The sequence below is a fragment of the Spirulina sp. 06S082 genome (assembly GCF_034932145.1).
GTDB lineage: Bacteria > Cyanobacteriota > Cyanobacteriia > Cyanobacteriales > Spirulinaceae > CCY15215.
This window is the reverse complement of the sequence record NZ_JAYGHV010000169.1, coordinates 1-12,402: the sequence shown is the minus strand read 5'-3', so window position 1 is coordinate 12,402 and position 12,402 is coordinate 1. Positions and strand designations below refer to the sequence as shown.

The 12,402-nt window shown below is 45.6% G+C and carries 6 protein-coding genes; 3 read left to right on the top strand and 3 right to left on the bottom strand.

The features are described 5' to 3' along the window. The 3 genes from VB714_RS12630 to VB714_RS12620 all read left to right on the top strand — a co-directional run. Positions 1-2,505, top strand: a 2,505-nt coding sequence (locus VB714_RS12630; protein WP_323224657.1) for a CHAT domain-containing tetratricopeptide repeat protein, incomplete at its 5' end; no start/stop codon positions are given. Between the two features lie 110 nt (positions 2,506-2,615). Beyond that, complete coding sequence (locus VB714_RS12625; protein WP_323224655.1) at positions 2,616-5,690, top strand: filamentous hemagglutinin N-terminal domain-containing protein; 3,075 nt, start codon at positions 2,616-2,618, stop codon at positions 5,688-5,690. 224 nt (positions 5,691-5,914) lie between these two features. Next, the gene (locus tag VB714_RS12620; protein ID WP_323224654.1) at positions 5,915-7,687 is read left to right on the top strand and encodes an FAD-dependent oxidoreductase; all 1,773 of its coding nucleotides are present in this window, start codon (positions 5,915-5,917) and stop codon (positions 7,685-7,687) included. On the opposite strand, the gene VB714_RS12615 is transcribed toward VB714_RS12620, so the two are convergent. The 3 genes from VB714_RS12615 to VB714_RS12605 all read right to left on the bottom strand — a co-directional run. Then, the gene (locus VB714_RS12615) at positions 7,684-10,911 is read right to left on the bottom strand and encodes a CARDB domain-containing protein (RefSeq protein WP_323224652.1); all 3,228 of its coding nucleotides are present in this window, start codon (positions 10,909-10,911) and stop codon (positions 7,684-7,686) included. The two genes, VB714_RS12620 and VB714_RS12615, sit on opposite strands and share 4 nt — an antisense overlap. A gap of 134 nt (positions 10,912-11,045) precedes the next feature. Continuing rightward, positions 11,046-11,777 (bottom strand): RadC family protein, encoded by a 732-nt coding sequence (radC, locus tag VB714_RS12610; RefSeq protein WP_204102120.1) that lies wholly within the window; start codon positions 11,775-11,777, stop codon positions 11,046-11,048. A gap of 156 nt (positions 11,778-11,933) precedes the next feature. Further along, positions 11,934-12,402 (bottom strand): glutamate ligase domain-containing protein (locus VB714_RS12605; RefSeq protein WP_323224649.1); only part of this gene is annotated, 469 nt, incomplete at its 5' end.

Sequence of the window (12,402 nt, the reverse complement as noted above, 5' to 3'; positions counted from 1 at the left end):
TCCCTAGGAGAAAAGCAGAAAGCCCTTGAATACTTAGAACGCGCCTTGCCTCTCTACCAAGAAGTGGGCGATCGCAAGGGGGAAGCCGCAACCCTCAACAATATTGGCGCTGTCTACAACTTCCTAGGAGAAAAGCAGCAGGCCCTTGAATACTACGATCGCGCTTTGCCTCTCCGCCAAGCCGTGGGCGATCGCGGGGGAGAAGGCACCACTCTCAACAATATTGGCGGTGTCTACTCCGACCTAGGAGAAAAGCAGAAAGCCCTTGAATACTACGAACGCGCCTTGCCCCTCCGACAAGCGGTGGGCGATCGCGGCGGAGAAGCCCAAACCCTCAACAATATTGGCGCTGTCTACTCCTCCCTAGGAGAAAAGCAGAAAGCTCTTGAATACTACGATCGCGCCTTGCCCCTCAGCCAAGCCGTGGGCGATCGCGGGGGGGAAGCTAACACATTATGGAATATCGCCTCTACTCAAAGTTCCCAAGGCAACCTTGAAACCGCCCTCACCCAGATGGAAAAATCCATCGCCATCCTCGAAGACCTCCGCACTAAAGCCCCCACCACCGAACTCCGTCAAACCTACTTCGCTTCTGTCCAAGGCTATTACCAGTTCTATCTCGACCTCTTGATGGAACTGCATCGCCAAAACCCTAATAAAGGCTACGATGCCCGCGCCTTCCAAGCCAGCGAAAGTTCTCGCGCCCGCACCCTCACCGAAATTCTCACCGAAGCACAATTCGACCTCAAAGCCGACCTTCCCTCCGCCCTCCTCGCTGAAGAAAAACGCCTCAACCAGGCACTCAGTACCGCCGAACAACAGCGCGTGCAATTGCTCCAGAACCCCAAGGGTTATGCTAATGCCGATCTGGAAGCCATCAAAAGCAAGATCGAGACAATTCTCGACGATTTGCAAACCCTCGAAGCCCAAATTCGCCGGGAGAACCCCGCCTACGCCAACTTAAAATATCCTCAACCCCTCACCCTGTCAGAAATCCAGGCAAACATTCTTGACGATGACATCCTCCTCCTAGAATACGCCCTCGGAGAACAACGCAGCTATCTCTTCGCCGTCAGCAAAACCGAGTTTACCGCCTACGAACTCCCAGCCCGTCAGGAAATAGAAGCCGCTACAGAACTCTATATCACCGCCCTGCAAGCCGAAAACCGCAACCCTCTCAGCGAAGGGACAGAACTCGCGAAAATGCTTCTGTCTCCTGTTGCGGATAAGCTGAAAAATCAACGTTTGGCGATCGTCGCTGACGGGAAACTCAACCGTTTGCCGTTTGCCGCTTTACCTTGGGTTTCGGAGAAGAGACAAACCACCGCATTAAACTCTATCGTCTCCGATCCCTCTGGAAATCAAGGGAAATTCAATAATTATTCCCGTAATAACAATCACTCTCTCAGTTCCGATCCGTCGGGGAATCGAATTCCCCGCCTCATACAAAAAGTCCTCTCAAGAGGACTGAACCATCAGAATTTAAGTGAATTTACGTCCTCCCAATCCATTTCAATGGATTTCTTGTATGAGACAGGGATTTTCAATCCCTGGCGGATCGACGATAAGCAAGATAATTTTCTAACTAATTCCTCATATCAAAGAAGCGTCGAGGCACAAAGCACGGGCGCAAGCATAGAGGGCGCAAGCATAGAGGGCGCAAGCATAGAGGGCGCAAGCATAGAGGGCGCAAGCATAGAGGGCGCAAGCGTTGCGCCCCTACTGGCAAACCACGAAATTATCAACCTCTCCTCAGCCTCCAGTCTCGAGGCACAACGCAGTCAATGGGCAAAACGTACCCTCGCACCCAAACAGATCGCCGTCCTTGCGGATCCCGTCTTCTCTACCCGCGATCCGCGCCTTTCCGGTGAAACGCCACCCCCCACCGAAAATTCCCTAATCAGTTTATTTAGCAGTCGCAGTGGTTGCAGTGACTTCGAGCGCCTCCCCAACACTAAAGCCGAAGCCGAAAACATCCTCGCTTTAGTTCCCGATGACCAAGAATTCCTTGCCCTCGGTTTCTCTGCCAACCGCTCTCAAGCTCTCAATAGCAATCTCTCTCAATATCAAATTCTGCACCTCGCTACTCACGGTTGTATTAATGACGATCCTTTGCGTTCTGGCTTAGTTTTCTCACTTTACGACGAAAAGAGCAAGGCTCAAGATGGTTTATTGCGGTTGCAAGATATCTACAATCTCGATCTTAATGCGGAGTTGGTGGTTCTCAGTGCTTGTCAGACGGGCATCGGGGAAGCGGTTAGCGGGGAAGGAGTAGTAGGTTTGACGCGGGGTTTTATGTATGCAGGAGCAAAGCGGGTCGTAGTGAGTTTGTGGAATGTGAATGACGCGGCAACTGCTAACTTAATGACCGATTATTATGAGAAAATGTTGAAGGAAGATTTGGATGCGATCGCCGCCCTGCGAGAGGCACAGTTGCAAATGTGGAAAAATGGGGAGTTTCCTTATAAATGGGCGGCGTTTACTATTCAAGGAGACTGGCGTTAACTCGCTTTTTGAGATGCGCCCAATGTCGATCGCTCGCGAAAATTCAGATTGAGTGTAAGATTAGATTTTAAGATGAACGAGAAAATACCTCTCTTATTCCTTTCGCAATTGTGGCAAGCATAGAGAAACTCAATTTACATATCAAAAAACGTCTTTTTGTTCGTTTGACGAGAAGCGCGATATGGCTTGCGATCGCCGCATTCCTCGGCTCCCTCTATAGCCTCCCTTCTTTATCCCAGATCGTCCCCGATCGCACTTTGGGGACAGAAAATTCACGGTTTGTCCCTCAGTCATTCTTTGATTCAATTGCAGGCGGGGCAGTTAGAGGAGAGAATCTATTTCATAGTTTCAGCGAATTTAACGTCTCAGAAGGACAGCAGGTTTATTTCACAAATCCCGATAATATTAATAATATTCTCACTCGCGTTACTGGCAATAATATTTCCCAGATTTTGGGAACATTAGGGGTAAATGGTAACGCAAATTTATATTTTATTAATCCCAATGGCATCTATTTTGGAGAGAAAGCACGTCTCGATATTAACGGTTCTTTTTGGGCGGGAACTTCTGAGGGTATTCTCTTTGATAATGGCTACAATTTCAGCGCCAATAACCCAGAAACGCCGCCTTTAATGGCTTTGAAGATTACCCCTGGAATTCAATATCCCAGCAACCCTCTTGGAGATATTACCAATGAGGGGGATTTAAGTGTAGGTAGGGGACAGCGCTTGACCTTATTTGGCGATCGCGTCATCAACCGAGGAAATCTCGTGGCACCGGGGGGAACAATTGAAATTTTGGGCAATACTATCTCTCTTCTGGATAATGCACATATCGATGTTTCTTCAGTTACAGGAGGTGGAAATGTATTCATCGGTGGCGATCGCCAGGGTCAAGGAAATAGACCCCGCGCACAGCAGATCGAGTTGGCAGAAAATGCGGCGATCGAGGCGAATAGTTTGCGAGTTGGAGATGGTGGGGAAATTATACTTTACGCCGATCGCACTGCTACTATTCGCGGCAATTTAAGCGCTAGAGGGGGTGTTATTTCAGGAAACGGGGGATTTATCGAAACTTCAGGGAAACAGGCGATCGAGCTTACTTCTACCCCCAATGCGTCAGCAATCAACGGAAGGGGAGGAACTTGGCTTATCGATCCAGCCAGCGTTACCATTGCAACCACAGGAGGGGCGATCGGCACTAATCTCGTGGATGTTGCTAATATTAACGCGGCACTGAATGCAGGCACAGGAGTCACGATTATTGCCGATGCGGGAGATATTACTCAGAATGCTGGTGCAAATATTAGCAAAATCAGTGGCGGTAATGCAGCTTTAACTCTCTCTGCTACTAATAATATTATTTTGCAGGGCAATATTACCACCAGCAATAGTTTAGATGTTAATCTCATTGCTGACAGCGATCGCAATGGAGATGGCGCGATCGCGATCGCCAATGCAACCATTACCATTCTGGGTGGCGATATCAATCTCTCAGCCAGGGAAGTTCGTGCTGCTAATAGTACAATTCAAAGCATCAAAACCGCCGACGGTGGCGGTAATATTAACATTACAGCGCGATCGCTCTATCTAACAGAAGATGGCCGATTTGGGATTCTTAACCAGAGTACAGGACCAGGAGGCGCTTTGCAGATTAATGCCTCTGAATCTGTGCAACTGGTGGAAGGAGCCGGTATTGCTTCTTTTCCTAGCAATCTGGGGGCTGCTGGCGATATTACTATTAATACCCAAAGGCTACAATTACAGAATTCAGGAACGGGAAAAATAACTGCGATCGTGACAGAGCCTTTTAATGGGGCGATCGGCGAGATTGGTAATATTACCATTAACGCTTCCGAGGCGATCGCCATCATCGGTAATACTCCTGGGGCTTTTACCCCAAATCCTAGCCAAAGTACCCTAGACGCGCTGCGAGCAACAACTGTGGGTATCACTTCTCTGACAACCGGAGCCACGAATGCAGGTAATTTAATCATTAATACCGGTCATTTAACCCTGCGGGATGGTGCAGGAATTATCGCCTCGACGGAAGAGGAAAGTACGGGAAATGGGGGGACGATCATCGTTCAGGCCGATCGCATCGATCTACAAGGAAAAGCGGGTTTAGGCACCACTTCTTTAGGTTCTGGAAATGCGGGAAATTTGCGGATCGATGCCGCAGATATCTCTCTTTCGGATGGTGCGTTAATGTCTGCGGATGCCCCAGGCTCCGGTAATGCAGGAAGATTAAACATTAATACAACACGATTGTCAATTCGCGACGGTTCGCGGATCGGGGTGGCTACGGTGGATGGTTTGGGGGGAAGTATTGCTATTCGCGCTTCTGAGTCGGTGGAAATATCCGGGCGATCGGCAGATGGAACTGTTGCAAGCGGTATTTTTGCGAACTCAGACGGTGCGGGGACGGCGGGAAATTTGCGAATTGATGCTGGATTCTTGCACATTAGTGATGGCGGGGAGGTGACAGTCAGCAGTACGGGAACGGGCAATGCAGGCAATTTAACGATTTTGACCTCAAACAACCTCGAACTGTTTAATCAAGGCAAATTGAGCGCTCAAACCGCCTCTGGGGAAGGAGGAAACATCGATTTAACCGTGGGCAGAATTCTCTTAATGCGTCACAATAGTTCGATTTCTGCGGAAGCGGGCGGAACGGGAAATGGCGGTAATATTGACATCAGGGCGGGTTTTATCGTGGCTGTACCGAAAGAGAACAGCGATATTATTGCCAATGCGATCGCGGGACGAGGGGGAAATATTAACATTATCACTCAAGGGATTTTTGGCTTAGAATTCCGCAATTTAACCCCGGAAAGCGATATTAGTGCCAGTTCTCAGTTTGGTGTGGATGGCAACGTGAATATTACCACCTTGGGGTTCGATCCCACTCAAGGATTAAATCAATTATCGACGGAGTTAATCGATCCCGCCAATTTAGTGCGGCAAGGTTGCCCGAGTAACCGGACTGAAGCGAGAGAATTCGATCGCCAAGGCAGTAAATTTGTTATTGTCGGACGAGGAGGCATTCCTTTAAATCCAACTGATCCCCTTGAAGGAGAAGTTTCTCTAACTGAATGGGTAGGAGGGGAAGCAGAGAGTGCTTTAGAAGGGGATGAGGCGATCGCCGACTCGATCTCGTCTCCTGCCTTCAATGTATGTTTTTAATGTACGAGAAGATCGGTATAAATTGATGCCTCGGTGCAAGTCGTTGAGTCTCTCTACGTTATGGGAGAGTGAAGCCCCTCATCTATCCGAAGGATGATGAGCGGGTGTATTCACAATACTTTCTCCCAAGCAATTCCCCTCGATGGATTGAGAATTCGGGAGTTTTTGGATCGCATCTAAAAACAAAGTAAACTAGATTTTCTTATTCAGTTTTTTGTAATCTCATGCTCACAAAATTCACCACTGATGTTCTCATAGTTGGCGGAGGGACGGGAGGAAGTACCGCCGCTATTCAATGCGCCCGTCGCGGCGTGCAAACTATTATTGTGAGTGAGTTTAGTTGGTTGGGGGGAATGCTAACCGCAGCAGGGGTTGCGGCACCCGATGGCAGCGAACTTATCTCCTTACAAACGGGAATTTGGGGTGAATATTTAAAGGAACTGCGATCGCGTCAAAAGGGAGGTTTAGACCACAGTTGGGTCAGTTTATTTACCTACGAACCTCGCATCGGTGCGGAAATTTTCGCCGACTGGGTGAAGGATTTACCGAATTTACAGTGGATATCGGGACAGACTCCAGTAGAAGTTTTGAAGGAAGGCGATCGCGAAGTGTCTCCAAAGGAGAATCGCATTACCGGAGTGCGTTTTCAAGACTATGAAATTGAGGCAAAAATTACTCTCGATGGGACAGAATTGGGGGATTTATTAGCATTAGGAGAAATTCCTCATCGGTGGGGCTGGGAATTGCGAACAGAATTTAACGAACCCAGTGCGCCAGAAGCATATAATGAGTTATGCGATCGCTATCCCGTCCAGTCTCCGACCTGGGTTTTTCTCCTACAAGATTACGGACACAAAGCCCCAGAAATTCCTGCCCCTGCTGTGGATATCTCGCAACAATTTAGCGGGGCTTGGAAAGGATATGGAAAACAAAAATTCCTCAATTATGGACGTTTTCCCAACGATCTATTTATGCTCAATTGGCCGCAAAAAGGCAATGATTACGGCGAAAACTTAAATCGTTTAATTGGATCGAAAGAAGAGAAAAATGAGTTTCTCAAAGAAGCAAAAGAATATAGTTTAGGATTTGCCCATTTTATTCAAACCCGTATCGATAAGCGCTATGGATTGGCTCAAAATGCCTTTCCTAGCCCCTCCGATGGTGCTTTCGCCCTAATGCCCTATTTCCGAGAAAGTCGCCGCTTGCAGGGGCTAGAAACCATCATAGAAGCCGATATCTTGCCCATGTCTGGGGGAAATACTGCGGCATTACCCCGCAATTCCCAGGGAGAAGTGAATGCGATCGCCGTGGGAAATTATGCCAACGATCACCATTACCCCGGAGTTAAGTTCAATCTACAACCCAAATCAATGCCATGGGGAGGACGCTGGACAGGAACGCCTTTTACAATCCCTTATGATACTTTAATTCCTGTTGCAACCGATGGATTTATTGTTTGCGAAAAAAACATTTCCGTCTCCCATATTGCCAACGGTTCAACCCGATTGCAACCGATGGTTATGGCGATCGGACAAGCAGCAGGAATGGCAGCAGCATTATGTATAGAATCAAACTGTCAGCCGCGAGAATTGCCCATTAGAGACTTACAAGAAGCATTATTAACCAATAATCATGCAGTTATTCCTTTGTTAAATTTACCCCCCAATCATCCCGAATGGTTACAATGGCAGCGCTATTATTTGGATCGTCCTGAAGAATATAGCAAAGAAGGGATATGTGCGTGCAGTTCTGCCTTTTCTAGTGAAAGGGAAATGGGGGAATATTTTCGCGGTACATTTCGCAAAATTGGCGAGAATAGTTATCGCATTCGACTAGGCGATCGCGCAGAAAAAAAGCAAATTTGGCAACTCATTACGACTCGTCCAGAAGTCAACGAAAAATTGCAGCATTGCCAGAATGAAAGGGAAATTTCTGTTTGGGGATGGCGCAATTTTTCGGGAGGATGGTTTCTGCTAGAAAAGTTGGTAATTCATTAAGCAATTTGCCAGCCAGAAACTTGATTATAAATGTAGGATTGAGTGCCAATTTTGGTGCGAATAGAATCATTTGTACTGAAATAATTTTTGAAGGTAATAGAGCCATCAGTCCCCAAGTTAAGTTTGAGATCGTTGCCCATCATATTTTCGCTTAAATCTGCCAATCCGTAGCTACTTAAGTCCAAAAGATCGGCACTATCGGTAAGCTCAAATATATCATCTCCCCAATTATTCCCTTTGTTATAACCGCTAAACAGATTGTTGGCAGTATTGGCAATAACATAATCGTTGCTGCGAGAAGTAATCAGATTTTCGATCGCGGTGCCAAAGGCGATCGCGGTACCTTCATCGCTAGTGGAGAAATTTCCTCGTCCTCCGACATCTGAATAGTTAATAGAATCATAAGATGATTGCGTGGTAATTAGTCCTCCTTCTCGCAAATCAAAACGATAAGTTTGATTGAGAGAGAGGTTAGAGGCATCAAAAATATCAAGTCCACCGCTATCCCAAACTGTTTGTTTGATTTTATCAGTTGTACTGCCAAAAGATTGACCGCCAATAGAGTAATTATCTACCTCGTTAAAGGTATAAGTTGTATTGCCATTGTTGAAATCTTTTGCACCATACAAATATTGCAAGTTACGAATATCGTAGGACATTGCCGTAATAGGTTTTGCTCCTGTAAAGTTATAACTCATTACTGTATTAGCGTTATTATCTTGAGCGCCATCCAGGAAAGGACTGGGTGCACTGCCATTATAGTTCCCTGGATGTTTTAAGCCAAGGGCATGACCAATTTCGTGAATAAGGGAATTATAACCATGACTGCCAAACCCTTTACCAAACCAGTTACTTGTATTGCGATCGACATTAGGGTTGAGGAAAACATCTCCCTCAACTTCACTCGATCCAGGTAAATAAGCATAAGCATAATCTGCACTGGTGGAGAACATAAAACGCATGACTCCGTAACTATTGCTGTTGTCTGCTACTTCTTGGAAGTCAAGGTTTACAAATTTGGAAATATTGCTCAGAATTTCGCGGACATTGTTTTTAATATCTGCATCTACTTCAGAAACATTCTCCTCGCCACCATAGTATGCACCTGAAGAATTTTGATAGAAACTATAGGTAATTGTATTGGGGCTTGAACTTCCCGCACCACCTTCCCAATAACGGCGACCTTCATTCAAGAGAGAATCAATATCATTGTTTCCAGTGGTGTTAAAAATCCCAGTATTATCAACTTGAATTTCTGCTAAATCAATACCAATACCTCGACTAGAATTATTGCTTTCAATGTCTTCTCCGATCGTATTTTCGTAGTCAACAATCATGCCGATATAATATGTTCCACTTCCATGAATCCAAGCATCACTGCTGAATTTGTCAGGCAACTTTGCGCCTAAACTTGTTGTTCCCCATGATTGACCAGCACTGAGTCCGCTTAAACTACTCCATCGGAATAAACGATCGTCTGTCGTAATCGTACTATCAGAAGAAATATAAAAGCCTATTTTTATATTTTCTAACCGTTCCGTGCCAACATTTTTAATTTCCCAAGTATAGTCAAAACTATCTCCTGCATTAAAAGTAGAAGCATTTAAAGAGAAAGATTCTCCTCGTAAGTCTCGACTGGGTTGGTTAATGTTAATATCAACAACATCAAAACGGGCGTTATTATTTTCATCTCCTTCCGCGATCGCATTGAGATCGTCCACAATAATCCCTATATAATAATTCCCATTTCCTTGCCAGAAAGGATCGTCACTTTCCGGTAGATTAAGAACTTGACTTAAAGTTGATGTTAATTCTTGCGCCCCCAAAGTGCTAATATCAAGGAAGTTGAGGAGTTTATCGTTAACTGTAATCGTCTCATCAGTGGAGAGATAAAAGCCGACGCGGAAGGCACCAACATCGCTATTGCCTGTATTTTGTAATTGGAAATTCGCAGTGACACTCGTTCCCGAATTGGTGCTATTACTGGTAATATCAAAAGAATTTGCTTTCAAGTCGATCGCAACGGGATCGATAGAAAAAGTACGCTCAAACTGGTCGCTGGCAAGTCCACCCAGATCGTAAGCAGTCGCTTGTAAGGTATAGTCACCGCTTCCAATTCCCCAACTATTGAGGGTATAAGTTTCTGTAAAACTTGCCCAGCGATCGCTCCAAGTTGCCGGAGTTAAGTTAGTAATCTCACCAATATCTCTGACTTTATTGCCATCTTTCCATAAACTCAAACTTATTTTATCTAAGTCGCTTGCACCATCTTCGTCCATCACCCAACCCTGTTTTAAAATAACAGAATCGGAAACACTATAATTACTTTTGTCAAGACGGAATTGTAAAGATTTAGGTTGTTGATTAATGGGGGTTGAACTGGCAATTTTAAATGCTTTCTCGAAGGTATTACTATTTGCTTGCCATTGGTCATAAGCAATACCTCGTAGGGTATAATCTCCTGCATCTAATCCCAAATTGGCAATATCGTAATCGTAACTAAAATTTGCCCAGCGATCGTCCCAAGTGGCAGGACTTAAAGTATTGAGGGATTGAGAATCAATTTCGCTGCCATTTTTCCATAAGCTAAAAACAACATTTGTTAATTCGCTGGCACCATCTTTATCATTGACCCATCCCGATTTAATTTGTAGAGTATCGGTAGCTTGATAAGTCCCTTGAGATAAGTTAAATTGTAGACTTTTTGGGGCGTTATTGGTTTGTGGCGATTCAATTAAAAAACTGCGTTGAAAAAGATTACTGGTTGCGCCTAAATTATCTCTTGCTTGTCCGATAACTTGATAAGTTCCTCCTGTGAGAGACAAACTGTTTAAATCCAGTTGAAAGTTAAAACTTGCCCAGCGATCGTTCCAAGTTGCAGTCGTAAAGTTCGTTCCATTTCCCACCATACCGAGAGAATTTCCATTCTCGATTAACTCGAAGTTCACAGAAGCAAGGTCATCGCCGCCATCGCCATCATAGACCCAACCCGATGTAACCTGTAGCGTATCGGAGAGGCTGTATTTACTGCGATTTAAACCAAAGCGTAGATTTTCGGGGGCAATGTTGTTCGGGGGAGGTGGAGGATTACTCGAACTTGAGGGAGAATTAAGGGGAAGTGTATCTTGTAGTTCCGATCGCGCGAGTAGAGATTCGGGGGCGATCGCTAAAGTCGGATCTGTCCCTGCGCTTCCCAAGTTGTTTTTTGCAAACTGCCCGAACATTTGTTACAACTCCAGTTAAATCATGAATTTTCCTACTTTGCCATAATTTACCCAATTATGTCAATTTGGGCAAGTTCTTAATATGTAAAGGAGTAATGTAAATTAAGATTAAGAAATTTCCCGTTTCTTTTGGCTCACTCCCCTTGAGGGTAGCGATTCCAGAGATCAGTTTTCTGTCGCAGGCTGCTAGAGTCACCATTTCCTAAAATTAAATGATCTAATAAAGGTAGATTTAAAAGCTGTGCGGCTTGTAATAACTTTTCTGTTAAACTCAGATCGTCTCCCGAAGGTTCGATAGACCCAGAAGGATGATTGTGAGCAATAATAAACCGCGTTGCACCTTGTCGGATGACTTCTCGGAAAATATCAGGAGGATTGGCGATCGTTTCTGTTGCGGTGCCAATGCTAATCACTTGAGTTCCTAATAAGTGATTTTTTGTATCCATTAACAGAACTGCAAAGCGTTCTTGCAATTGCCACATCAAATCGTGGCTGAGGGCATCTACCGCCACTTGAGGGGAGTCTATAAGGGCTTTAGGGGCGGGTCGCAGTTGAAAAGCGCGTTTTCCCAATTCGATCGCCGCTAAAATTGCTGTTGCTTTCGCCGGTCCCACCCCATCAATTGCCATTAATTCTTGTGGAGAAACCTCTCTAATAATATCGAGAGGATCTCGTTGATGTCGTCCCAAGGTTTGCAAAATATGATGACCTAAACCCACCGCAGACAGCTTTCCTGGACCCTGACCCGTGCCTAATAAAATGGCAAGCAATTCAGCCGTAGAGAGATTTTTTGCCCCGATCGCCAGCAGTCTTTCCCTCGGGCGTTCACTTTCGGGCAAATCGGCAATTCTCAGGTTGTAGGTCATGAAATTAACGCTTACAGGGAGATGAGGGCTATTTTACCCGATTATTCTACGATTTTTGAGAATACCTGCGAGAGAAAATGTTTTGACAGTTAGTGGCCGCAATAATGCAGCCACTACCGGGAAAACTCCAAAGCGAGAAAACACTGCCAGAAATTCCTAAGAGGAAATTTTAGCTTTACAGTCTTCTAAAATGGCGATCGCGCCGCCGACGCTTTCTGGGGTAATCACCACTAAACCGCCATCAACTACCCGTTCTAAGCCCACGCGAATGGCTTCCTTCTCGTCCAAAATAGTTTCATAGCAAGCATCGGATTTTTCCTCCCGAATACCCTTGACGATTAAATCTGCCACTACCCCCGTATCTCGGCCGCGCTTGTCGTTATCTTCCTTAATAATGATGCGATCGAACATCTGCGCCGATAGTTTACCCAATAAAATTAAATCTTCATCTCGGCGATCGCCAGGTCCGCCAATGACTCCCAAACGCTCTCCCTGCCAATTTTTGACAAACCCTCCTAGAGCTTCATATCCGGCAGGATTGTGGGCATAATCAATCAGGGCGTGGTATCGTCCCAAATCGATTAAATTCATGCGTCCAGGGGTTTGTTCCGTCGAAAGTTGGAAA